The following is a 24,794-nucleotide window of genomic DNA, read 5'->3' as shown; positions in this document are numbered from 1 at the left end:
AATTAATTAATTAATCTTTCTTTAACCTCCGACAGGCCTTTCAGCTACCTGGATGTTAGATGGTGAATCTGTACTCAATTGCGTTAAAGCTACTCCACTTAAAATCACAGCTAAAATAGATACGCAAAGCACAAGTTTTTTCATAAGATTCCCTCCACCTGATTCATTTTCTGTTCAGCCCAAATTTTCGCATTGAAAAAGCTCGTTGCTTCTTCAAAAGCACCTATTGATTCAAACCTTTTTGCAGCTAAGTAGGACAATTCATCTACACTTTCAAGTTCATTTTGTTGTTTTAAAAACTCAATATTACTAATGCAATTATTAAAATTATTTTTTAGTTCCCCACAATAAAGGTTATATAAGATGCTAATTTTGGCTTCGTATACTTTATTCTCCATTAATATGAGTCTTTCCTGTGCTTTATTGTAAAAATTAATGGCTTTCATTTTTTCGTCAATTTTAAAGAGTTCTTTAATCATCATGAATAAAGAATTTATATAAAAAATTGAATTTACCCAAGGTTCATTTCCTATTGCTTTTTCAAGAGATTCGATGCATTTATCAGGTTTGTTCCAATCAGAATAAACGATACTAAGATTGTGAAATAATTGAGCTTTCAAAAATTCATCTTTTGTTTCTTTTGCAATATCAATTGCTTCTAAGTAATATTTTTCTGCTTCCTCAAATCGTTTCATATCAGCATAGTTTGCAGCTGCAATCATTGTTGATGTAGCAAGTTTGCATTTATAATCAGGGTGTCGCTTATATATTGAAATTGCATTTTTTATATAGTGTTGTGCTACAATGCTTTGTTTAACAAGAGTGTATAAGTAAGAGACTTTTGAGTAAAATTCAGCTGCTTCAATTTCATCTGGAATTTCTGCAAGCATTTTCTCAGCTAATCCATATAAGTTAATTGCTCGATCATAGTTTTTGTTGTATGCCTCATACATTGCTTCAAATAAATAAAAGTTGTATTCTAATTTATCATTTGTTTTTTTAATGAAGTTTTGATTGTCTTCAGTAAAATAGGTGTGCTTTTGTAAAGGCTCTCCTCGTGAAGAATGGAGCAACATTTTATGTCTTTCTTCTAATAGACTATAATACGCAAGAACCTCTTGATCTTCTTCCATTTCATCAAAAAGTTTCTTTATCTCTGAATAATATTTTATTGACTCATCAACCTTTTGCTTTTTTATAGCAATATACCAGTCATTCAGTGTAGTAGCAACAACTTCTGAAGCGATCTTACTCATTCAAACCCCTCTTTCTGAAAATTTCAAAAATCTCCCGAAAACAATCATAACATATTCATTGAAAAAATTGTAAAAGGATGTAACGTTTTCTGCAACTTTTTTATTTGATAAAACGAAAAAAATACCCTCCTCAATCAAGAGAAGGGTATGGAGTTTATCTCGGTGAATCATAATCCATTGCTTGTTCACTATACCTTGAGTTGTTGGATCAACAATGATACCCGTTGCAGTTAAAAAAGTTAGAAGTGCATTAAATTACTCTGTTAAATTGTCACCAAATACCGTCAAGTCGTATATTGTACACGAATAACATGCTTATCGTAAAAATTTATAATGAGCTAAAAAAGACAGTAAACATAAGGATTTTTGATACTTTAATTAGTGAATAGGGGGTAAACGATCGTAAAACATAAGCGGGAGTAAGGGAAAGGGGGTTTTTAAGCAAATAAGGATGAATAAGTACTTTTGTTCTTGTTTTTGAGTATTTGGATGTTAATAAACCCCCTATATATTGGTAGTAAAATCCCTATATAATAGCTCTTTTACCTACATTTCAGTTACATATAATGGTTATGCTCGAATGCTTTATGGATGCATATATAAAAGTGAAAATCAAGAATATTTTTTTAAAAAAAGCAGAATAAATTCTGGATTAAAATGGGATAGATAACCCTGTTTTTGATCGTTATCGTAACAGGAAAAATTAATACGAACACTTTTTTAACTTCAATAAGAAAATTGTTCTTAGTGAAGCATCTACATATCAAATTAATTAGGAGGATGAAGTATGAGTGAAGTAGTGGGAATGAACTTTTTGAGGATATGGACGGAACTAATTGGCATATTACAGTTATGGAAGAATTTAAGGAAGTAACAAAAGATGGCGTAGTCTATGCAAAATTAGTAGATGGTTCGAAGTATGAAAAACAAGACAATATTTATATTTATAAAACCAATGGCTATTTAGGAGATGATTACAGTGGGACGATAATCAAACCAATTACAGATACTATTGCTCTTGTTATGGGGTATACATGTTGAAAATTAAAGAGATTAGGGGAAATTACAATTTGACGAGTAACCATATTAAAGGAAGAACTAATTGATCCATGTACTAAATTTTCAATTAGCTTTAAATGGTTAGGCTCTAAGAAGTTATGTAACGGAGAGATTATACTCTCCAGGATTCGAAGGAAGGGATGCGGAGTTTGCCGTGCTTAGTCTTAAATCTGTGCTTAACTTTACATAAGATAGGCTCAATAAATACATAGTCATCAGATTCAGACTTTACTTGTTTCATAGAGTGAAACTTACTTCGTTCTGCATGTGGCATGAATTCCATAAACCCAGCTGCAGTTCCATCAGGATAAGACAGAAGAAATTTTATATCCTTCTTCGTGTAGCCGGTTATGAGAACTTCAGTGTAATCATAAATAATCACTTTCAGCCAATTATGCGAACGTTTATTGATCTCATAAGGGGAGTCAGCTTTTTTGAGTACGATTCCCTCTAAATTCTTTTCTTTGGCCAGATTGAAGTAAGCGAGGCCGTTACCTTGAATTCCTTCAATTACAAAGATATTAGGATGATTTAGCTCAAGTGAGTTCAGAACTGTTTTTCGTTCGATGAGCGGCTTAGCTGCAATTGACTGACCGTCTTTGTAGATAACATCAAAGACACAGTAGACGATGTTGTGGGCTGATTTTTTGGACATAAAACGTTCCATTACAGCTTCAAAGTCCGGAGCACCGCCTGGGGCAGATACAATCACTTCACCATCGAGTATGGTTCCATCTGGAATATCTAAGTCCAAGAGTTCTGGAAACTTGCTTGTTACTTCGTTGTTGTGACGAGTGTACAGCTTAATCTGGTTATTGAACTTAGAAAGAATGAGCCTAATGCCATCAAATTTCAGTTCAGTGATATAGTTCTCGTCATCAAATGGTTCCTTTATCGAATGCAATAACATTGGCGATACAAACAAAATATCACCTCCTACTTAGAACATATTAGCTAAGCAAGGGTGATATATAAAGCGATATGTCAGTGGTACTTAATGGGATTCAATGAGCTCAGGTGAATTGTTTTTAGGTGAGTTCACTAAAGATGAAACCTGGTATGCTTCCATGTCATCAGCATCATAAGGCTGCAGTAAGCTTTGTAGATAATCAGGATCGGTATTTTTTGGGTTGAGCCATTCCTTTTCGTTCTCATCAGTAAGGATAACCGGCATCCGATCATGAATGTCTTCCATAAGCTCATTAGGCTTTGTTGTGATGATTGTGCAAGTGTACAACGGATTGCCTTCTGGTGTGTTCCACTTTTCGTATAAGCCGGCAAAAGCAAAGAGATTGGATGATTTAAGTTTAATCCGCATAGGAATCTTAGTCTTTGGATCAAGGCGTTTCCATTCATAAAAACTGTCTGCCGGTATGACACAACGTTTGCTTACGAGTGGTTTTCGAAAGCTGGGTTTCTCGGCCAACGTTTCAGCACGGGCATTAATCATTTTATAACCGATTTTTTCGTCTTTGGCCCAAGGAGGGACAAGTCCCCATCTAAGCTTGCCCAGACGGTTGTTTGATCCGTCGTTGATGATTGTTAGGATGTTTTGTGATGGAGCGACATTATAGCTTGGGTGATATTCATCTTCGGGTAAGAATTGATCTATGTTGAATTGTTCAATGATATCATCAAACTCAGAGAATAAAGTGAATCTTCCACACATGTTCATCATCCTTTAGGGTTTTTGAATATTGTACAGGCTTGATACATGAAAATCAAAAAGGAGGAATGTGATGCAGCAAACAGTTGAGGTTAAAGAAGTTGAAATGTTGATCAGGGGATATGGAGAAAGAAAAAAATCATTGATATTAATACTTAAACAGTCATTTGATAGACTTTACAATAATAAGAAAACCCCCATACCGGGGGCTTGAAGCTGCCTAATAACCATTAAATCCCTTGATTTCAAAGTTCTCTGTATCGAGATTTAGGCTATTCAATTGCTTTAACAACACCTCAAATTTTAAGCAGTCACCGTTTCTTAATTCATCTGGAATATATTTAGGATTTGCAATTTTCATTCCATTCTCAATCCACTGTTTTCGGTATAACTGAATTGCAGCTTCAATTAAGTAATCTGGCGTTACAATAAAACCTAAGCTTACTTCATGATCTTCACTGAAGCCGTATTCAAAATTGCAACAAGGGCAGATATCAAATGCTTTTTGATACTCACCATCCTTGTTTAATGGGTTTTCACTTAATCCTTTATATCCGCAAATTAAACATGTATATAATTTAGTCATAGCAATCCCTCTATATATTTATAGTTTTATTGATTTTATTAATTATAACCAGCGTCTTTATTTTGATGTTTTGGCTTAAAAGTACGTTATGATAGTATCTTTATTCCCTTGTCGTCTAAAGATAAGAATTCAATTGTCTTCTTATTATGCTTATAGTAACGATAATTGCCACCAAATTTTCTCTTGCTTTTTTTTCAAGAACAGTTTTGCCAGTTGCTTTTCCTAAAAAAGTTCGAGCTTTATTTGGCCTTGCTTTGCCATATTTTTTAATAGCCTGTTTTAAACCTAAACATAGACTGCGCTTTGAAAATCATTGTTTTCTAAAAAAGAGAACCCCAGCCTGCAGCACGCATTAACCAGTTTGTGGTCATATTTATTAAAAAGGGTGATTAAGGATTATGTATGTTACATTCAATATTTCAAAAAGACAATTGATAAGTGCATTTTTTTATTTAATATCGTTTAAAGTGGGGAGAAAGAACAATTGGTGGAAGGACGAAATATCGGTCAGATAGAAACAACTGTTTTTATATGTATATGATTGACTTGGTGACTTTAACAATCATTATAATGTTCTTTGGCAAAGAGAACTTAAAGTAAAATAACTTCAAACGTGTGAGAAAGAACAAAGAGATTTATCACCTCAAATATAATTTATTGACCGTTTTTTTGTAACTGAAACTAGTTGAATTATTACTTTAAAAAGAATCATTGTCTACATATCAATAAACAATAACTACAAGGGCAATGATTAATTTCTTCAAAATAAGTCTTGGTAATAATATCATGTGGACGTCAAAGATGCTTAAGAATATGTAATCAGCTAAAACCATTTGATTGACGAACAAAATCTGCAGAACCCTCATTAGGAGCTCTGCAAATGAGAGAGAGTGGAGAAATATAACATATTCTGCGACCATATACTTATGGTTTTGTTGGATAAGGAAGAACATCATTTCTTATAGATACATTACATATTACCACTTTTTTGCATAAACTGTATGAAATGTTTTTTTGATCTGAGATAATAAAAATCTACTTCACTGTTCTCATAAAAAAAGAGGTGAAATTAATGAATGGTATAGAACTATTAGAATCTGTGTCGCAACTTGGACAAATAATTTTATTGTTCTCCGGCTACGCCTTTTATTGGAGGTTGAGTAAAACAAAAAGAGAACGAAGACTTACAAAGTATGAGACTTTTCTTAGGTTCCTTATAATGTTCGGCATATTGGCATGGGCGTTTTCGTTTCTAGCTTTGCATTTCCCTTCATAGTATGGTTAGTCTTCGCTTTCATTACTGATCAAAAGAACACCTTAGACTTTCTAATGGGGATACGAATTTTACTTATTTAGCATCTTATTTGCTATCATCTTTGGATCTGGGACTCAGTTTTTCTGCAAAACAAGTCAAAGCTGGCAATCCTTGTACTTATAAACGAAAAACTATCCTTTTAATTACCATATTATGTTATAAATTGGATGGAGGAGGAGAGAGAATGAAAAGGTTAATTATTTTGACTTTGATCTGCTTTGGTTTAATCTCAGGTTTTGATATTAACAGTGCTGCTGCTAGGATTACAACTGAATATAAGAAAGTGAGTTATACTATGACAGAGGAATCCACCGGGTTCTCAATGGCTGATTATGACAACTGGAACTACTATCCCACTTGGTTGTGGTACAAATTTACGATTTTTAATGCCGAAGGCTGCACTCTAACAATGACAATTAACAGAATAACTCTGAGCGGATGGGTTTTTCCAAGGAGTGTAAAAGAGTTCACAGGAAACCACTTTGATTTTACTGCAACAGATCGAGTAGCAGGAGATCCGTATAAAAATCACTCTCTAGAGATTACAAAAAATCCAGGATGCGGAGATGTTAAAATAAAAGGCACATATGGATTTGACCATGAAGAGCCAGATGACTATCCTTTTTAAATGTTCTACAAGGTCAAGTGAATAAAAAGCCTAGGCCATTATTGTAAGCTTAATGATCAATTTAATTTATCAGGAATAACCATAAGGTGAGAATATTGATTAAATCAAATTTAAAGTCATAATAGACGGAAGGACATTAGTATCCCGACTGTCTGAAAGTTATATATAATGACGAAAATGGAGCGATATCCAAGAGAGCTGCTGAATAAAGTTTTGTACATATCTAGAGATTGAACTGCACAAGTTGCTGTGTTCCAAAAAAAGTCTTAATCATATCGATAGGGAGTTCTTATTCTAAAAAAGAAGGGTGAACTGCTGAGAAGATGAAATACACCGTTCATGAAAAATGAACGGTGTGGTTTTAAAAAAACAGCTTTCAAGAAAGCTAGGTCAATCATGTATTTCACTTTACAATCTTGATTTACTTACTTGAGATCGGTAAGAACGACTTTTGCAGCCTCAGCGATAAGAGCGTTATCATAATTAGCATCTTTCGTAAACCGCTTAGATAAGATTGCCAAAACAATAGGTGCTCTATTAGGCGGCCAAACGATAGCAATGTCGTTTCGTGTTCCGTAACTTCCGGCTCCAGATTTATCGCCGACTTCCCATCCTATAGGAGTGCCTGCCCGAATTAGTTCGTCACCAGTAGCGTTCCCCCGCATCCAATCAGTTAAGATCGTGCGCTTATCAGCCGTGAGAGTGTTATCCACAGTGAAAGCTTTAAGGTCGGTTGCTAGTGCTTTTGCGGTGCTTGTGTCACGACTATCTCCAGGAATGGCAGAGTTTAAATCTGTCTCAAATCGATTTGCCTTTGTTACTTGGTCCCCAATCTGTTTCAGTGAATTTTCGAATCCTTTAGGGCCGCCAAGCTGTTGCAGCAATATGTTCCCAGCGGTATTATCGCTGTAACGGATAGCGGCCTCTGAGATTTCCTTCAAGCTCATGCCTGTATCTACGTGTTTTTCTGTGATTGGAGAATATGTAACAAGATCGTCTTTGCTGTAGTGAATCATTTCATTAAGTTTTTCAATTGGGTTTTTCTTCAGGACAGCAGCTGCGGCTAGAACTTTATAGGTTGATACGTAAGCAAACCGTTCATTCGGCCGATAGGCAATCGTCCTGTTTGTGCCTGTGTCAATTGCATAAACACCAAGCCTGGCATCAAATTTTTTCTCAAGTTGAACAAATTTTTTCGTCATACAGCTTGTCATTTTTGTGTCTCCTATAGCTTTTGCTTCTGCATGCGTTGATCCGTAAAAGGGTCTGAAACCCGTAAGGCTTAAACATAAAAGTCCAATACATATTCCAAGGTTTAATGTGGTTTTATTTTTCAAATGAAACGACCTCCTAATTTAAATTGATTTTGTACTCACCTTCTATTAATACCACAAAAATAGGAGCAATATCGATATATTACCAATGAGATGTTTAACAAAAACCTTTTTATTCATCTCGTTTTTTTGATTTTTAATATGTTAATAGGGCAGGGTAGCATGAGATTTTTATCATTGTTCCTATTGTCACCCATAAGGCATTAAAAGGATGGTCATGAAGTCATCCTAATGGGCTTTATCAATTGTGATTGGAGTGTTATGTATGCAAACAAAAAAAGCTTATCTTTATGTATTTCAAACCATGTCAGACTGGGAATATGGCTATTTAATTGCTGAACTAAACTCAGGGAGATATTTTAAAAAAGATGTAGCACCTTTAAAAGTAGTTACAGTAGGAGCTAATAAAGAAATGATTACGACGATGGGGGGACTGAGCATAAAACCAGATATTATCCTTGATGAGTGTACTCTTGAGAGTAAAGATCTTTTGATTTTACCCGGAGGAAATACTTGGGGAGAAGATGTTCATCAACCGATCTTGAAAAAAGTTGGCGAAGCTTTAAAGCTTGGCACGATTGTAGCTGCCATTTGTGGTGCAACCGAGGGTCTCGCCCATTATGGATACTTAGATTCTAGAAAGCACACTTGCAATGACTTAGCTTATTTGAAAATGGTCTGTCCTCATTATAAAGGAGAAACATTATATGAGTTGGCACCTGCAGTATCTGATAAAAATTTGGTTACTGCTTCAGGAATTGCCCCTCTGGAATTTGCGATGGAAGTACTGAAAAAATTAGAAGTATTTGCACCAGAAACATTGCATTCATGGTATGAGCTAAATAAGACCCAAAAGCCTGAATACTTCTTCGAGCTAATGAATACAATAAATGGATAGAATCATTACCAAATACCCCTGAACTGAAGGGGCATTTTTTTGTTAAAAGTCTAAATAATTTTCAATGAGACAAAGTGTGTCTATTTATTAAGAAAGAAAACGACGCAACTGAGTAGGGTAATGCAGAAATTTGAAACGAACCCATCATCTGGAACGTATTATGATAATAAAGTTTAAATATAAGTCACGCAATTTATGTTTTTGTTTAGTGCTTATATGAATGAAAGGGGTATCCAAATGCATTTTCATCATACTCAAAGCGGAAAACAAAACAATCAACCAAAATGGTTGGTAACGATCTTGCTCAGTTGGGGAACGTTTGTTTTTGCTTTGTTTTTTGCTACTTTAATTGGTACAATGGCCCGCCAAGCAGGGGCTTCCAAGCTTTTGCAGCAAGGAATCCAAGCAGGTTTAGTAACATTAATTACTGTCCCGTTGCTCTATTTTCTTCTTAAGCGGGTTTCTAGTAGACCATTCTACTCTATCGGACTGTCTGGATGGCGGCAAGCCATTCCGAAAGCCATTTTGGGCGCAATGTATGTGATTGTTCTATCAGCATCTGGATTTGCTATCGCCCATTTGTTGGGCTGGATCAAAATTACACAATTTCATTTCTCCGCCCATTTAGTTACTGTATTGCTCTTAAACATGATGATCGCTTTTTTTTACGAAGCTTTTCCAGAGGAATTAACTTTTCGCGGGACGATGTACTATGCTCTGAACAGGCGATTTAATTGTTTCATAGCCATACTCCTACAGCCGATCCTATTTGTGCTAGCACCATTAACTGTAAGTGGTTTGCAATATATAGCAGGAATTGAATCACCTGCTATCACATTAGATTACATTGTTTTATTGTTGTCTTTTGGATTCATCCTTCAACTGCTGCGCATAGTAACAGGAAGCTTATGGACGTCTATAGGCTTTCATCTAGCCTTTCTTGAAAATTCTCGGTTCTTCGTCCTGCAGGGGGATAAACGCTTTATTACGTATGAAGAAATTGTTCCGGGAATAGGAGCGTTGTTTGTAATTTTGTTTATGTTGCTTTTTGTCGGTACTCTACTCTTAATGCCAGCAGTAATAGCTCGCTGGCGGCGTAAGAATAAGAGAAAAGGCCAAGATGTTTAACGACTGGTTTATGTATAAATTGGAAGGTGTCGATTAAGAATGTCTATTTTAATAATTGTTGAAATCATCTCAGTTTTAACTGTATTAGGTTTATTCACATGGATTTTCAAAAGACAAAAAAATGCGGATGAAGATGTATTCATTTATGCGAGATACATGATTTATCTTCTTGTAGCTGAAGTTGCTGTATATGTTATATTTCAGGACAACTAAGTATAAAACGATAAGAAAAAATCGTCATCATTTTTTAAAATCATCATTCATTCTTGAAATACATGCAGCACTTACCAATCATCTGGCTCTAAATGGATTATGATAGATATGCTCTGTTGGATAAAGCCTGTACATATTTGCACAAGTGCATAAAATTGCTAGTCTTCCAAAAAGAGCATAATTGTATCGATCAAGGTAAGAAGGGTATACTGTTGTAACAAGTATTGGAAGGCGCTTACACACTTTTAGTTACATAAATAAAATCAGGGGGATTACATTGAAACCAACCACGACTTATGCAGTCATATGGATATCGACTGCTTTGGCTGCTTCAGTAGGTATTATCGTTACCAAGAGCGCCCTTCCGTTATGGGCGTTATTCATTCCTATGATAATACCTTTTCCAAAAGATAAAAACAAATAAAAACTAGCATAATCATTTAATAGATTGGAGGAGTAAGCTGAAGTATACGAGCTTGTTAAGGAAATATGAAGAAGAATTGTATAGTCTAATGATTGAGTATGATATAGTGGAACATTTACACTTTAAACCACATTTTGAAACATGAGGTGTGTTCACTTGGAGCTCAATTAAAAGAAGGTTAAAAAGTCATGTTTATACTCTGGCGTTTTTTATTGTGGTTAAGGGAGTTTTCATTTTTAGATAAGCATCATTTAAGGGAAATGCTCTATAACATTAGTCGATTTTAAACATGCGCTGCGAATTGAGATGTTAGCTTCAGTCCGCTCAGGGAATTGATGAGAATCATTAAAAAAGTGAATAAAGTGAATAGGCATTTAAATCTTCAAACAAACGATGAGAAGAGATACATCAAAGGAAAAGCTGATGTTCATACTAATGGTCGGGAGGTAAACCGGCTTATGATACAAATTTGGATCACTGGTTTTTTATTATTGGCTCAACCGAGCGGGCCGCCTGACAGCTTAACGGTTACACAGCAAGGACGGACGATTGCTACTGTTAACCGCGAAAACTTTACAATGCCTCTTCCCGGTACCCCGATGATTGATCATGAAAAGTACCGTAAATTCATCGAACAGCTGGATCAGCAAGTTTACCGGGAGCCGATAAATGCTGTGCTTAACGATCATGGAAGCATCATCCCGGGCAGGGTTGGGTACAAGTTGTATCAACAGGCGTTTATGGAGAAGTTTTATTCTTATTTCTATGGACAAGGCCCCTCCAAAGTAGAAGTGCCGGAATTGAATATTTATCCAGAAGTTGACAGCGAAATGCTTGCTCACATCAGTACACAGCGGCTCGGTCAGTACGTAACATATTTTAATTCGAATAATAAAAGCCGAACACATAATATTTCTCTTTCTGCAAAAGCGATTGACAATCATGTTGTTTTTCCTAACGAGACCTTTTCATTTAACCAAGTTGTCGGAATGAGAACCCGGGACAAAGGATATAAGAGTGCGCCCATTATTGTTAAAGGTGAGTTGTCTGAAGGTGTAGGCGGAGGTATATGTCAGGTATCATCTACACTATTTAATGCAGTCGATCGCGCGGGGCTGCGAATCGTTCAGCGCTATTCACATACAAGAAGCGTGCCATATGTTCCGCCCGGACGTGATGCTACAGTAAGCTGGGGAGGTCCTGACTTTCTCTTTCAAAACCAATATAACCAGCCAATACTCATTCGGGCAAAAAGACATGGGAGCAGTATGATTGTTACGCTTTACTCTTCTGATGTAATCAATAACAAACTTAGAAAAGTTCCTAAAGCCCCATCTCAGCTACCGAAAGAAATAAACGCTGAGCGGTAATAGGATACTACTATAGGGAAAACCAAAGCCAAAAGATAAAAAATGGCTCGCTGTTGAGGTTCAAGCAATTTATGCTTGGCAGATAAGCCTCTGAATTAGAAGTTGTTATTAACTGGACGTAAAAGGATGTTAAAGCAAAAATTTGTCAGTCAGGAATAGAATATTTATATTACTTATAGATGAGAGAAATCAGCATATGCAAACTACGGGTGAAAGGAAGGGGGAGGGAGAGTAAACGAATAAGATGGGATGGTTTTATGATTAGATCCATTACTTTGCCAAAGGAAAAAACGAAAATAACAGTTGGAAAACCAATCATACATGAGTCAAACGTCAAAGTTACTGCGATATATGACTATAGAGAAGAACCAGAGGAAGCTTTTTGGATACATTTATCTGATGGAAGTGAAATGTTTGTTGACGATCACAAAGTCTTTATCGAATACGAATAGAGAAAGTATTAAAGTACTGTTGATATGCATTTTAGCTTGGCATTGTAAAGACAAAGACGCCAACAAAAGCACCCTAGTTAATCATTAAAAGCTGTTAATTTCAAAATTTTCTATGTCGAGATATAGGTTTTTCAATTGTTTCAACAGAACTTCAAATTTTAAGAATCCTCTATTTGCAATTCTCAGGTAAGCAATAATCATCCCGGACTCAATCCATTGTTGCGATACAATTGAAATGCAGCCTCAATCAGATGATCCGGAGTTACAATAAAGCCTAATCTCACATCATGATCCTCACTGTATCCAAACCAAAACCGCAACATGGACAAAATGTCAAAGGTTTTTTGATACTCGCCTTTATACTAAGGATTTTGTGAAAGAAAGTGGTAAGCCATCTGTTATTGAACCACTGACTTATTTTCTTTTCAGTAATATTTTGATTTGATTTTCTACTAAAGATTGAGGGGAAGTGTGAAAAAGATCAACAAAGTGGTTATTGATGATAGCTGTACTTCTGATGATCTGCATCGTATCAATCTTTGTAATGATATCAGGAAACAAAGTGAAATATGAGGGCAGCGGGAAAAGCGGACTGTGGGTTTCTAGACTTTAAAAATCAGACAAGACTCAATTGGACTGAAAATTTGTATTGGCTGGGGAGTAAGAAAGAAGAAAAAAGGTCGGTTATTGAAAAACTTATACATGGATGGAAAAAAAGTATGATGAGAGTAAAAATATATACAGATGAAGAATTGCCAGGGGGAGGACATATGGAGGACCACATCGCTACCTTTAATGATATGCTGAAGATGAAGTAATAGTACATGACGTATTAGTGAACGTAAGTGGAAGACAGGCGAGAAAGTACAGACAGTAGAAATAAAATTTATATAAGAAGCCAAGGTAGCTCATTTGATGAATTGGTGACCACATTGGTGTCACTTTTTAATTTGTAGGATTTTAGTACAGCAATATAAAATCCTGTATATGCTGATTGAAAATTGCGCAGCCTTGAAGTGATGGAGACGATATAGCAGTTATCAAAATTTGAATTTATTATAACAAAAATCTCATAGCCTATCTTTATATATTCAATCAGTTGATTACGTAAAATGAGATTGGCTTTAATACGGAGGGGCGAGAATGAAAACACTCACTTTCATATCCAGCTTTACTGCTATTGGAACCTCAATATTGGGGCAATGGCTAGGAGTGCTGGATGATTCTTATGCTGTTGGTAATGCTTGGTTTATAGGTGTTTTAGCTGGATTGATTACACTTCTCATTTTGATTGACAGTCAAGTTATGACAAAAAGTTTCATAGTAAGCTTAAGCACAATTTTAGGCATTATGGGAGTAGGATTTTTATATCTCCCAGCTGCAATCATTAACATACTTATAGGTATTAAACTGGACAAGAAAAAGAAAGAAGAAGGCCTTAATTAAATATCCAAAATGTATTCTAGGAAGGGAAGACTATGGATTTACCCACATGGGCATATACATATTTACAATCATGGGTGCTGCAGGTTTTGTAAGTTTAATGTGGTTCAGTTATTTTTCTGACAAAGCTGAAAAGTAAAGCGATTTTCATTCTAGATGTGTCAATACACTTTGCTGTTTTGCAAAAAATTAAGACTTAATGCAATGTAAACGGCAACGTCTGAAGGAGTTTACATTGCTTATTTATACCTATTTGTTTACATAATAATATTATCTAAAACTATTCGCATCAAATTAACTAAATGATCTATATACTAATTATTCATTATAACTATAATGGATCGGCATTAAGAAACAAAACTTAATTACATAATCTTATTATAGTAGCTTCATCACTGCATACGATTCTGTGTATCGATGTTTGCTGACAAGCGGTCTTCGACAGGCCGATTTCTAGAATATTGTACAGGCTGGAAATATGAAACAAAAAGGCGAAACCGGTTGCTGTCTAACAGTTGAACTAAAGAAGCAATGCATTCATTAATTGAGTGGCTGAACAATTGTACAGACTATGTTTATTAGTTTTAAGATTCTGTAAACTTGATTGAATAGCGGGTTCCACTATTTGTATAATGACGTTGCAGCTTAGGCTCTACATAACGAATGCGATAAGGAGGAAAGTGAAATGAGGAAAATTGCGCTTGCTGTTTTGATGTCATTTTTCGCTTTTATCAGCTTAGTTCCAACAGTTGATGCTGCTGTCATTGGTCATGACAAAGTAGTAGGTTTCGAAGAAGTTGTCCCAACTACTGTTGTTCAGAAAGTCGAAAAAAAGTTTCAGCCGTATCTGAAGGTTTATAGCGGCTGTGTACCCTTTCCAGCAGTAGATGCACAAGGCAATACAAGTGGCGGCTTACAGCCAACTGGAGCGCCTGAAGGAGGTTGCAGCAAACATACCGGACAAATTTACTCACGTTCAACTATGTACAATGGCGTGTGGGCAATCATGTATTCTTGGTATTTTCCAAAGGATGAGCCTTCTCCAGGTTTGGGTCATAGACATGACTGGGAAGGAATCGTAGTTTGGGTCGACAATCCGTCTAGTCAAAATCCAAAAGTTTTATCAATTGCATACTCCGGCCATGGGAAATTTACAAATGTTCAACCAAATGAAAGAAACATGAAGGACACACATCCATTAATTGCATACAACAGCACATGGCCCTTAAACCATGAATTGCATATTAGTGATCAAGTAGGGGGCACTCAGCCATTAATCGGGTGGGAAGACTTAACACCGGAAGCGAGGAATGCTTTAAATATAACGGATTTCGGTAAAGCGAATGTCCCTTTTAATGATTTTAATTTCACAAATCATTTAGAAAAGGCATGGTTTAGATAATTCCATAGAATAGTCATTAGATTCTTTCAGCATTTTCATGACAAGCTAAAGGAACAGACCCAAAATGAAAAAGTTTCTTAATAATCTTAGCTTTGTTTTTGATGACAATCTATGCAGGGAATGCTTCTGAAAAATGAGGAAATAGTAAGTTTTACGATGACAGGAAACCAAAAAACGTTCATGATGCCCGATGAGTCAATCCAAGTAGGTTTCCCTCTCAATTATTCGGATACCGATTCACAATTATGCACAGTTCATGCTAGGATATTTGGCCTGTCTTTATTAGGATACGAAATAACGCTAATTGAGCAAAATTTTAGAGGTGACCATTTTGATTTAAGCGCAAGTGATCAAACGAGACGGTGCCGTTCAAAAACCAATATTTAGAGTTAACGAAAGATCAAGACTGTGGAGAAGTGAAAGTTAGAGGTTTATACGGTTATCAGTTTGATAATGTATACGAATATTGATAAAAGTTTGAATGTAACGGCCAATCTAAAACGTGGCCTTTTTTTACTGTCTAAAGATATAAAGGGCATCTAGTTTAGGAAGGGGAGCATTTAGAGCCAAGGTTTCTATTGCCTCTGCAGACTAAATGAAGTGGAGAATTTGTTAAAATAAATATAATCACGAGAACTCATTGCGAAAGGGGAATGTTGATGTCCAAGACAGAGATTGTCACGGGTTCTGCAAGAGGATTAGGGGTCTGATTTATAGATGATATGAGATTCAAAAAGAAGAATCTATTTTAAACTTTGTCATATGGATTCTTTATACTTGCGATAAACTGGTATAATAAGAAAGCCGATCTAAGCTGTTATTGTGAAAGAGAAAATACGCTTTTGCTAAGAACAGTTTGACCGAACCTGATAGAGTGTGACAAGAGCGCTTAAAATAAGCCTATAAGTACAAAAAGAGGCTTTGCGTTTTTTACGCAAGCCTCTTTTGTGTCAGTAGCCAAATACCAGCGTTGTACTTTGTGATCCCGCATATTTCGTGACAAAATCTTTTGTATACTGCGGCGTTTGGACACGGTAGCTGTAATTAGATCCGGGATTCCAGGAAGTCAGCGGAGAGCTTTGCTTATTAAGAGAAGGGTAGCTGCCTGTATCCTTGAAATAACCAGTGCCCTTGTCATCAAGGATTCCGCCTTTTTCACTGCCTTTTCCAAAGTAATTATATTCAGAATATATTTTTGCTTTTGTGGCAATCGTAATTGCCTGGTTAAAGTTGTTGCTGTAATTGTTTTTCACATGAAAGTATCCGTATCTCATAAGACCCGGGCCTCTTACATACAGGTTCTCAAAATAATTGTTGGCGATTGTCATGTGGGGATAGCCGTCATATTGATGCTGCGAATCATCTGGGTATCCTAAAATCAAACCGTATTTATGATTCGCGAATTTTGAGTTGCTGATCGTGATATAATCTGCTGATTTTCCGATATACAGAAGCTTGTCCAAATCACTGCCGCTTGCACTATAGCTGTGGCCGGAGAATGTGACGTGGTCAATCCAGTAGTTGAAGCCGGAATCTAAATAAAGCTGGATATCATTATTTCCGTTAATCTGCGGACTGTGTTCAAAAGTCAGATTTTGAAAAATGACGTTCCCAGAGGCAGATGAAGTGGTTAAATAAATATTTTTTAACGTTTTTTTCGCGTAAGAGCCTACGAGTGTTTTGTTTGAGCCAATGGTAACTGTTGTTTTCGAAGATGCGGAAATATCATTTTGAAGCACTAAAATTTTCGGAGTTGATCCTCCTAGATGGGTTTTTAAATCATTTACGCTTTGAATGTAAACAATCTGGCCGTTTTTTCCTCCCGTTGTGCTCGCTTTAGAAATGCCTTTTTCATTTTTAGCATTTCCGGCAAATCCTAAAAGGCCATTCGTTGAGGTATTTGGAAAATCGACGGCTCCAAACGCTTTTCCAGGCAAGAGAACCAATAACAAGCTGAACATGGCAAACCATAAACAAAATCGTTTCATCACAATATGCTCCCTTTCAAATGTAATAATTTCCTTGCAAGGATTATTATTACAGTAAATAAAAAGGAATGATAGGTTCTATCGTCCTAATTAATGCCGGGTTATTTAAAATACAGATTGCGCTAACAATTAAAACAGAAGAAAGGATTGATATACCATTGACTGCAGCAGCTTATCGAAACACCTTGCTTTCACTTTTATGTTTAACAGCTGGAATCGTGGATGTAATCGGGTATTTAAGTCTTGGACATGTGTTCACAGCGAATATGACTGGAAATATTGTATTATTTGGGTTAGCGATCGGCAAATCTCTTCAGGCCACAGTTTTTAATTCTTTGACTGCGCTAATCGGATTTATATGCGGCGTGATTATTTCAACACTGATGGTCGGAAAGGCAGAAAATACTCTTTGGCCTTCTGCTGTGACAAAAGCGCTTGCCCTTGAAGCATTCATTTTATTTGTCTTTGCTTGTCTATCTTTTTATTCGGCCTTTGTTCCTGTATACATTCTTATTATTCTCTTGAGCATTTCTATGGGGATTCAAACAACAGCAGCTAAAAAGCTGGGAATCGCAGGTATTTCTTCTACTGTGTTGACCGGAACATTGGCTTCTCTTTTAGAGGATTTGTCCGGCCGTTTGTTTTTTAAGAAACAGAAGAAGACATTCTTAAGAGATGCTGTGTTAAGAGCGCTGGCTATTGTCTTATATTGTGTGGGGGCTATTATTGTAGCTTTAGCTGAGCCTAATTTTTACAACATCATCATTTGGGTTCCGATTGTTCTCATATTTGGCATCATGATGACCGCTAAGTTGAAACTGAGCGCGGAAAAATAAGAGCTGATATCTGGCCATCAGCTCTTATGGCTATGCTATATAGCTCAGTAAATAAAAATAAGAAAATCGGCTGATGGGTATACCCATTCATTCGTATTGACTTTTTCATAAAAACCCTACCTTTGATATATTTATGATAGTGAATCTGTCTTAAAATCATCTATGAATCTATTTCCTCTTTCAAACCAATGGATTGAGTCTTAAAATGATAATGATTCTCATTTGGAAGTCTGTATTGAGGTGGAGATTTATGAAAAAGAATATCAGTGCAATTGTTAGTATGGTTTTGTTGATGATCCTTTGTTTTTCCCCGCAAGCTTCGGCAGCATATGACGACATGCATGAAGGCTATGCATCCTATACAGGGTCAGGTTATGCAGGAGGAGCTTTTCTGCTGGATCCCATTCCTTCTGATATGGAGATTACCGCAATAAATCCTGCAGATCTCAATTACGGGGGAGTGAAAGCGGCACTTGCAGGCTCCTATTTGGAAGTTGTGGGGCCAAAAGGAAAAACAATTGTCTACGTTACCGACCTATATCCTGAAGGCGCTCGGGGAGCTCTTGATCTGTCACCAAATGCCTTTCGAAAAATCGGCGATATGAAAGACGGAAAAATCAATATTAAATGAAGTGTTGTCAAAGCCCCAATCACCGGCAATTTCACATACCGGGTCAAAGAAGGCAGCAGCAGATGGTGGGCTGCAATTCAAGTCAGAAATCACAAGTATCCTGTTATGAAAATGGAAGATGAGAAGGATGGTAAGTGGATTAACATGGAGAAAATGGACTATAACCATTTTGTCAGCACTAATGTAGGGACAGGCTCTCTCAAAGTCAGAATGACTGACATCCGTGGAAAAGTTGTGAAAGATACCATTCCGAAGCTGCCTGAAAGCGGAACGTCCAATGCATATACAGTGCCGGGCCATGTACAGTTTCCTGAATGAAAAATACGAAACAGCGGACCTTTCCCGCTGTTTTTTCATTTCGTTATATGAAGAGAATAGGTATCAATCATCAACATCTTCATCATGTAAAAACGCTTTAATCATGTTTACTTGCTGCTGCTTTGGATAACTAGTGTACAGTCTGCTTGAAATCCGAATAGGATCTCCGAAAAAGTATCTTTCGTAGTGTGTTTGCCTTGTTCCGAATGAACTCATTGTTAAATCCCACGCCAAGCGGAAAATTTTCACACGCTCTTCAGCGTTTGTATTAGTTGCTTGGAGATATTGGTCAAGATCTTCCCGTATCTCTGAGTCAAATGCATTTTCTGTCGGCAGCGTCACCATTCCGCTAGCTCCAATTAATTGTATGATTTCAGTAAATCGAGGATATAGAGTAGGAATAATCGTACTGATGACTTGAAGAGGAATTAAACTTGGACGCATAAAGCCGTATTCATCTAACTGAGCGTCATTTTCTGATTTGTCAATGAGTGCTTTAATTGTTTCCAATCCAACAATGATTTCAGAGAGCTTTTCTTGTATGTGCTGGTATTCAGAAACATTAATCGTGTCGACCAGAAGCTGTGCAACTCCTAATAGAAATTCAATTTTGATCTTTTGCCTAATGACGACCTGGTGAAAGGTAAAGGCATGAAAGGAGCTTTTCGTCATAAAGTCTTTAGCTGCTTCAACATTATCATAAAAAAATACACGATCCCATGGCACTAGCACATGATCAAAAACAACAATTGAATCCATTTCTTCATACCTTGAGCTTAAAGGATGATTAAAGGCAGATTCGCTTAATACAAATGATTCTCTTGTGATGAATTTGACGCCTTTTGTATTAGATGGAATCGAAAAAGCAAAAGCTTCATCCGTTTCAAAGAAAAATTTAGGTGCCGAAAAAACCAGGATTTCATCAGTTAAGCCACCTTGGGTTGCAAGCAGACGCGCACCTTGTACAATTAATCCTTTTTCGGTTCTGTCAATGACTTTAGCAGATATCGGTTTTTCACTGGACCCAAAATAGGACTGTGACCGGTTCACTTGGGGGGTAATAAATGTATGGGTAAAGGAAAGATCATGTTTAACAGCCTCCCTATACACGTCTAGTATATGTTCAGGAAAGCAATTTTCTTTATCTCTGAGTAGCTCTGCTGAGGATGCAAAGCTCATCATGACCGTATTCATGTAATCCGGACTTCTCCCCATCATTCCGTGAGTATGTCTAGCCCAATGTTCTATCATGGTCCTTCTTTTTCTCAAATCACTTTTGGTTTTAGGCTGAAGATATGAGAGTCCGATTCGATCAAGATCTCCAGGAAGGCGATAAGTCATTTCATTGATTAACTCATCCTTCGTTTGCAAATCATAAAGCGAGCTTTTCGTTTTGACTATTCCTTTAAATGCAGGATGATCAGAAATGTTACCCTCTACTTTTTCGCCATCATACCATATTTCGTTTTCTAGTTTATTCAATCGGTCAATGAATTCTTTTCCATTGATGATCCCCATTTGACGTTTCGCTCCTTCACATCATGCTGCGTATTGTCATTATATTTTCGAAAGAACAGCCCGTTCCCTAATTTGAGATAGGAAAAGCCTTTTTTAGTATGCCTTAATAGAAGAGTAAATTGAAATACTATGTAGACAAGGCAGTATATGTCTTTCGTGTTGTTCTGATGTAAACAATTTGCTTATGTACGGGGTAAGACATTACTATAAAACCTTTATAAAACATGTCGATATAATTGACATAGAAGTAAGCGAATAGCTATTTCGATCATACATCGTGCAGAAAGGGAAAACGACACATGAAAGTGAAAACAAAATTACTGGGGATAGTATCAATATTAGTTCTTTCAATGATTGGAATTGGAGGCTCCTCTGTTTTTATGATTTCTTCTACTGTAAAAAAGAATGAAGAACTGAAAGACAAAATGGATTTCCAAAAAGAGATGAAGCAGATCCAATATCGATTGACCGGGTTATCAAATGATGAAAGAGGTTTCCTGATCACCGGAGACAAAGAATATGACGAGGGAATGAAGGAAAAAGCAGACGATGTCTTAAAGAGCCTTGATCGGATCAATGACTTGATTGATGAAGAGAAATATCAAACACATATTGAAGACATTAAAACAAGCCTTACTCAGTATAGAGCTTTAAATCAGCAAGTATTAAAAGCCTACTCTTCAGATCCTAAAGAAGCAGGAACCATCCATTTTGGAGAAGAAAGAACATTAAGAAAAGAAGTTGTAGATCCAGCTGTCAATAAGCTGTCTGATCGCCTGGATCAAGAGGTGGAGGATCTAAAAGGTGAAATACGCAGCAAAGGGGAAATGAGTCAATGGTTCATCATCATTGTCACAGCGGTATCAATAATGGTAGGCGTTGTTTTAAGCTTATTGTTATTAAAGTCCATTATGGTTCCATTGAGAAGTATGAATATGCAGCTTGAGGAAATTGCTCATGGCGAGGCGGATTTAACCAAAAAAGTCATTGTGAAAAATAAGGACGAATTTGGTCAGCTTGCTCAATCTTTCAATTCTTTTACTCATTCATTAACTCAAATTGTGAAGCAGATCAGCAGCTCATCTGAACAAGTCGCCGCATCTTCCGAAGAATTATCGGCAAGCGCGGAAGAATCCAAATCAACTTCTGAACATATCTCCAGAGCGATGCAGATGGCTGCCGACAGCAATGGGAAGCAAAGCTCAATGACAGAAAAGAGTGCAGAATCCATTACTGAGTTATTAGACAGTATATCATCTGTTGCTTCAAATACTGGTAACATAGCGGATCTATCTTCGTCGATGAGAGACAAGGCTGAAATAGGATCTCAATCCGTCAACAAAATGTTAGATCAGATGAAGTTCATTGATAAATCTGTAGATTCAGCCGGCAATGGCTTGCAGGCATTGGTAGCAAGCACAGCAGAAATCAGCAATATTTCTTCGCTAATCACAAATATTTCCGAGCAGACAAATTTGCTGGCACTGAATGCAGCGATCGAGGCTGCCAGAGCCGGAGAGCACGGAAAAGGATTTGCTGTGGTGGCAGAAGAAGTTCGGAAATTGGCCGATGAAACGAATAAGTCAGCCAATCACATCCAATCTGTGGTAACAACTATCCAAAATGAATCGGTTGAAACAGTGAATAACATTAAGGTTGTTCAAGAAAATGTGAGCTCAGGTATTGTGCTTTCTCAAGAGACAACAGGGAATTTCAATGAAATACTGAATCTGGTGGAACAAGTCACTTCTCAAATACAAGAAGTGGCAGCGGCAACACAGCAGCTTACATCAGGCGTTGAAGTGATTCAGCATACAGTTCATACATTAGCCGCTGGTACAAAAGAAACGTCAGCAAATACAGAAGCGGTTGCAAAATCATCACAGGAACAGCTTCATTCAATGGAGGAGATTTCTTATGCTGCAGAGTCTCTATCCCAGTTGGCGGAAGAACTTCAAACTGTTATTCATCGTTTTAAATATTAAGTAGGTTACTTGACGTGAAAACCCCATTTTATTCAGTGAGGTTTTAAGGTTCCTCAATAGGAAGCTGGTATATGTAGCATTGACAAGTATTTTCACTGTAAAAACGGAACTAACTTACTTCTTTAAAGTTAGCTCCGTTTTAAATGACTAGTCCAAATTTTGATCAATAGTCCCTTCGAAATAGTCATCGCTGACTTGTTCATGAGTTTCAGCCAATCCTTTTTCCAATTGCGTGGTTCCTTTATAATCTGAGGGATCAAAATACTTTCCAGCCACATCTGTGGTGTCATTTATGTTTTCTTTATTATGTGATTGAGTTTCAGCGTTTTCATTTTCTGTCTTGCCACTTTCATTTAAAGTCTGCTGAAAATCATATTCCTTGTCTATTGCAGAAAATCTTTTGTAGTCATCTGGTCTGTCCGCTCCATTTTTTTGAGTCACTTTTCTCACTCCAGATTATTGAATTTAACAGTGTCATATGGGATTAAGCAAAAACTTATTTCGTTCTTTTCGGATCAGAACCATGCTTTTTAGGATCATCTACTTTAAAAGCTGTTTCAGTCTCATGGTCGTTTCTTATTTGCTCAATACTTGAATTTTGAATTCCTTTTTTACTCATTAGTGTCACCCCTTTACGAAAAGTGTTGTATCAACTCTTCTTATTCTGTCTGTTAGGCAGGTATTCATTCGCTTTTTTTCGTTGACTCTTCCCATTTAGGCAAGAGAGTCAGTTTCATGTCAGTATATTAAAGGTCATTTTGAAACCTTTGTTAGCACACTGTGTATATGAAGAGGCTTTATAAAGCTGGGAACATATCTAAGATTTTTAAAAACAAAAAAGCGAACATATTGTAGAAGTTGAGCTTAACTCAGCGCAATTGTCCCCTTTATTAAATTCAAAACCGGTTTGGATTGAAACATTCCAGAACCTTAAATTGATCACCCCGTTTGGTCTTACGGCTATCAGCATGTATCTTTTACAAGTTAACTCAAAATCAATGTTTGACATGAGTTTCCTTGGTGAGTCTTTATAATGGTGCCTGTCCAAGATGTTGCAACAAGATTGTTGAAATCTTCACAGTTATCTTTACAATAACGTATATAGTGTTTTTCTATATTTACTACATTTTCCTAGTGGTACCATTGTATGGAGAAAGAGGTTTTTATCAAAATGAAAACTACAATCTACGATGTTGCAGAAAAAGCCGGCGTGTCCATTTCAACAGTTTCAAAAGTGATCAATCATCAGCCGGTCGGGATGAAATCGAAACAAAAAGTGCTAGATGCCATGCAAGAGCTGAATTATAAGCCAAGTGTGCTCGCATCAGCATTAACAGGGAAACGGACTTCGACAATAGGTTTTCTTTTACCGGATATAGCTAATCCTCTGATTGCAGAAATGGCACGGAGAGTAGAGGATCGGGCACACGAATATGGATTCAATGTCGTCATTTGCAGTACGGATTTCAAGTCAGAGAAGGAAGAGAGATACGTCTCATTATTAAGGCAGAAGCGTGTTGACGGCTTTATTTTAGCTGGGGGGTTTCGAAATAAAGAGGTTATTCATGAGTTAATCAGCGATAACATTCCTGTTATCCTTCTTTCGGAATCACAGCCATACTCATCTCTTACAACGGTTACAGTTGATAATTTCTTGGGAGGGTATGAATTAACAGCATATTTAATTTCGCTTGGCCACTCAAGGATTGCGGTGATTGCAGAAGACAATGCCAGCAGCCGGGAGCGAATTCGCGGATATTCACAGGCTTTACAAGAGTCTGATCTTGATATTCACGATGATCTGATCGTTGTAACAGATTCAACGGCCGAATCTGCACAGTTTTTGGCCTCTTCATTATTACAATCTTCAAATCCGCCCACAGCTATGATTTGTTGTAATGATATCTTAGCAATTGGTGCGCTTCTTGCAGCAAGGGAGGAACATGTAGTGGTTCCTGAAGCACTTTCTATCACAGGCTTTGATAATACACTGTTATCAAAAAGCAGCGATCCTCCTTTGACAACAGTTGAAGTGCCTGTACAAAGCATGTGTTCACAGGCAGTGGATTTACTGATTGATGAAATAGAAGGAAAAGCCTCAGAAAAACAAAAAATTTTAGTATTGCCGAAATTAATTGTCCGAAAATCAACAAGCCGTTTTCATTAAAGAATTGTATTCCAAATCAATATATTTAGCAGCAGGAAAGTCCCCGCTGCTTTTTTGTGTTTCTCAATTTGAATCCAAGAATGACAAAAGAGAAGCAAGAAAAACTCAAAAAACAACATTGATAGGTCGGAATATCCTTTTTCAAAGTTTGAGGTGTATATATATTGGTGTATTGTT

The 24,794-nt window shown here is 36.7% G+C and carries 22 protein-coding genes and 6 pseudogenes; 16 read left to right on the top strand and 12 right to left on the bottom strand.

Features of this window, described 5'->3' with window-relative positions; genetic code table 11:
- Positions 1–21 precede the first annotated feature (21 nt).
- Together phrK and rapK are read right to left on the bottom strand one after the other, a co-directional pair.
- Positions 22–144 carry a phosphatase RapK inhibitor PhrK gene (gene phrK, locus Q3W56_RS02010; RefSeq protein ID WP_004399440.1) on the bottom strand — a complete coding sequence of 41 codons (123 nt, stop codon included), beginning with the start codon at positions 142–144 and terminating at the stop codon, positions 22–24.
- Entirely contained in the window at positions 141–1,256 is a 1,116-nt protein-coding gene (rapK, locus tag Q3W56_RS02005; protein WP_019714607.1) for a response regulator aspartate phosphatase RapK, read from the bottom strand. Before rapK ends, phrK begins: the two co-directional genes overlap by 4 nt.
- Positions 1,257–2,108: 852 nt before the next feature.
- Between rapK and Q3W56_RS02000 the strand changes: the two genes are divergently transcribed.
- Complete coding sequence (locus Q3W56_RS02000) at positions 2,109–2,297, top strand: hypothetical protein (protein WP_302894311.1); 189 nt, start codon at positions 2,109–2,111, stop codon at positions 2,295–2,297.
- Positions 2,298–2,427: 130 nt separating this feature from the next.
- On the opposite strand, the gene Q3W56_RS01995 is transcribed toward Q3W56_RS02000, so the two are convergent.
- Together Q3W56_RS01995 and Q3W56_RS01990 are read right to left on the bottom strand one after the other, a co-directional pair.
- Complete coding sequence (locus tag Q3W56_RS01995) at positions 2,428–3,240, bottom strand: ATP-dependent DNA ligase (RefSeq protein ID WP_302894310.1); 813 nt, start codon at positions 3,238–3,240, stop codon at positions 2,428–2,430.
- 69 nt (positions 3,241–3,309) lie between these two features.
- Positions 3,310–3,984 (bottom strand): SOS response-associated peptidase, encoded by a 675-nt coding sequence (locus tag Q3W56_RS01990; RefSeq protein ID WP_302894309.1) that lies wholly within the window; start codon positions 3,982–3,984, stop codon positions 3,310–3,312.
- Positions 3,985–4,054: 70 nt separating this feature from the next.
- On the opposite strand from Q3W56_RS01990, the pseudogene Q3W56_RS21120 reads away from it, so the two are divergent.
- Positions 4,055–4,131: pseudogene (locus tag Q3W56_RS21120) on the top strand (hypothetical protein); the annotation flags it as partial.
- Positions 4,132–4,201: 70 nt separating this feature from the next.
- Here the strand turns inward: Q3W56_RS21120 and Q3W56_RS01980 are convergent.
- Together Q3W56_RS01980 and Q3W56_RS01975 are read right to left on the bottom strand one after the other, a co-directional pair.
- A complete protein-coding gene (locus Q3W56_RS01980) occupies positions 4,202–4,567 on the bottom strand; it encodes a hypothetical protein (protein ID WP_302894307.1) in 366 nt (121 codons plus the stop codon).
- A gap of 38 nt (positions 4,568–4,605) precedes the next feature.
- Positions 4,606–4,811, bottom strand: a pseudogene (locus Q3W56_RS01975) (SAR2788 family putative toxin); the annotation flags it as partial.
- 828 nt (positions 4,812–5,639) lie between these two features.
- On the opposite strand from Q3W56_RS01975, the gene Q3W56_RS01970 reads away from it, so the two are divergent.
- Positions 5,640–5,843, top strand: a complete 204-nt coding sequence (locus tag Q3W56_RS01970; RefSeq protein WP_302894306.1) for a hypothetical protein — start codon at positions 5,640–5,642, stop codon at positions 5,841–5,843.
- Between the two features lie 223 nt (positions 5,844–6,066).
- Complete coding sequence (locus tag Q3W56_RS01965) at positions 6,067–6,510, top strand: hypothetical protein (RefSeq protein WP_302894305.1); 444 nt, start codon at positions 6,067–6,069, stop codon at positions 6,508–6,510.
- 425 nt (positions 6,511–6,935) lie between these two features.
- Here the strand turns inward: Q3W56_RS01965 and bla are convergent, their stop codons facing one another.
- Positions 6,936–7,847 (bottom strand): class A beta-lactamase, encoded by a 912-nt coding sequence (gene bla, locus Q3W56_RS01960; protein WP_302894304.1) that lies wholly within the window; start codon positions 7,845–7,847, stop codon positions 6,936–6,938.
- 262 nt (positions 7,848–8,109) lie between these two features.
- Here bla and Q3W56_RS01955 point away from each other — a divergent pair, with 262 nt between their 5' ends.
- The 4 genes from Q3W56_RS01955 (at position 8,110) to Q3W56_RS01940 (ending at position 12,329) form a co-directional block, all read left to right on the top strand.
- Positions 8,110–8,742 carry a type 1 glutamine amidotransferase family protein gene (locus tag Q3W56_RS01955; RefSeq protein ID WP_268401521.1) on the top strand — a complete coding sequence of 211 codons (633 nt, stop codon included), beginning with the start codon at positions 8,110–8,112 and terminating at the stop codon, positions 8,740–8,742.
- Between the two features lie 237 nt (positions 8,743–8,979).
- Complete coding sequence (locus Q3W56_RS01950) at positions 8,980–9,870, top strand: CPBP family intramembrane glutamic endopeptidase (RefSeq protein ID WP_302894303.1); 891 nt, start codon at positions 8,980–8,982, stop codon at positions 9,868–9,870.
- Positions 9,871–10,965: 1,095 nt separating this feature from the next.
- Positions 10,966–11,877, top strand: a complete 912-nt coding sequence (locus Q3W56_RS01945) for a VanW family protein (protein ID WP_302894302.1) — start codon at positions 10,966–10,968, stop codon at positions 11,875–11,877.
- 257 nt (positions 11,878–12,134) lie between these two features.
- Positions 12,135–12,329, top strand: a complete 195-nt coding sequence (locus tag Q3W56_RS01940; protein ID WP_302894301.1) for a hypothetical protein — start codon at positions 12,135–12,137, stop codon at positions 12,327–12,329.
- Positions 12,330–12,413: 84 nt separating this feature from the next.
- On the opposite strand, the pseudogene Q3W56_RS01935 reads toward Q3W56_RS01940, so the two are convergent.
- Positions 12,414–12,691 (bottom strand): annotated as a pseudogene (locus Q3W56_RS01935) (hypothetical protein); the annotation flags it as partial.
- A gap of 137 nt (positions 12,692–12,828) precedes the next feature.
- On the opposite strand from Q3W56_RS01935, the pseudogene Q3W56_RS01930 reads away from it, so the two are divergent.
- From Q3W56_RS01930 to Q3W56_RS21115, 4 genes and pseudogenes are all read left to right on the top strand, one after another.
- Positions 12,829–13,223, top strand: a pseudogene (locus Q3W56_RS01930) (DUF4944 domain-containing protein).
- A gap of 249 nt (positions 13,224–13,472) precedes the next feature.
- Entirely contained in the window at positions 13,473–13,775 is a 303-nt protein-coding gene (locus Q3W56_RS01925) for a hypothetical protein (protein ID WP_019714592.1), read from the top strand.
- A 682-nt stretch (positions 13,776–14,457) separates the two neighbouring features.
- The gene (locus tag Q3W56_RS01920; protein WP_302894300.1) at positions 14,458–15,174 is read left to right on the top strand and encodes an NPP1 family protein; all 717 of its coding nucleotides are present in this window, start codon (positions 14,458–14,460) and stop codon (positions 15,172–15,174) included.
- A 101-nt stretch (positions 15,175–15,275) separates the two neighbouring features.
- Positions 15,276–15,644, top strand: a pseudogene (locus Q3W56_RS21115) (hypothetical protein).
- Between the two features lie 480 nt (positions 15,645–16,124).
- Here Q3W56_RS21115 and Q3W56_RS01915 read toward each other — a convergent pair.
- A complete protein-coding gene (locus Q3W56_RS01915; RefSeq protein ID WP_302894299.1) occupies positions 16,125–17,162 on the bottom strand; it encodes a polysaccharide lyase family 1 protein in 1,038 nt (345 codons plus the stop codon).
- Between the two features lie 158 nt (positions 17,163–17,320).
- Here Q3W56_RS01915 and Q3W56_RS01910 point away from each other — a divergent pair, with 158 nt between their 5' ends.
- Positions 17,321–17,998, top strand: a complete 678-nt coding sequence (locus Q3W56_RS01910; RefSeq protein WP_019714589.1) for a YoaK family protein — start codon at positions 17,321–17,323, stop codon at positions 17,996–17,998.
- A gap of 250 nt (positions 17,999–18,248) precedes the next feature.
- A pseudogene (gene exlX, locus Q3W56_RS01905) lies at positions 18,249–18,947 on the top strand (expansin ExlX).
- 63 nt (positions 18,948–19,010) lie between these two features.
- Here the strand turns inward: exlX and hpaB are convergent.
- Positions 19,011–20,465 (bottom strand): 4-hydroxyphenylacetate 3-monooxygenase, oxygenase component, encoded by a 1,455-nt coding sequence (gene hpaB, locus Q3W56_RS01900; RefSeq protein WP_302894298.1) that lies wholly within the window; start codon positions 20,463–20,465, stop codon positions 19,011–19,013.
- 299 nt (positions 20,466–20,764) lie between these two features.
- Here hpaB and Q3W56_RS01895 point away from each other — a divergent pair, with 299 nt between their 5' ends.
- Positions 20,765–22,450, top strand: a complete 1,686-nt coding sequence (locus Q3W56_RS01895; RefSeq protein ID WP_302894297.1) for a methyl-accepting chemotaxis protein — start codon at positions 20,765–20,767, stop codon at positions 22,448–22,450.
- A gap of 147 nt (positions 22,451–22,597) precedes the next feature.
- Here Q3W56_RS01895 and Q3W56_RS01890 read toward each other — a convergent pair whose 3' ends face one another.
- Positions 22,598–22,891: a YozQ family protein gene (locus Q3W56_RS01890; protein ID WP_302894296.1), complete on the bottom strand. Its 294-nt coding sequence runs from the start codon at positions 22,889–22,891 to the stop codon at positions 22,598–22,600.
- 55 nt (positions 22,892–22,946) lie between these two features.
- Positions 22,947–23,069, bottom strand: coding sequence for a hypothetical protein (locus Q3W56_RS01885; RefSeq protein WP_003220370.1), 123 nt, complete (start codon positions 23,067–23,069; stop codon positions 22,947–22,949).
- 552 nt (positions 23,070–23,621) lie between these two features.
- Between Q3W56_RS01885 and Q3W56_RS01880 the strand changes: the two genes are divergently transcribed.
- Positions 23,622–24,617, top strand: a complete 996-nt coding sequence (locus Q3W56_RS01880) for a LacI family DNA-binding transcriptional regulator (protein ID WP_302894295.1) — start codon at positions 23,622–23,624, stop codon at positions 24,615–24,617.
- Positions 24,618–24,794: the final 177 nt, after the last annotated feature.

This window comes from Bacillus sp. C28GYM-DRY-1 (genome assembly GCF_030519405.1).
GTDB lineage: Bacteria > Bacillota > Bacilli > Bacillales > Bacillaceae > Bacillus > Bacillus spizizenii_A.
This window is presented reverse-complemented; position numbering and strand designations above follow the sequence as displayed.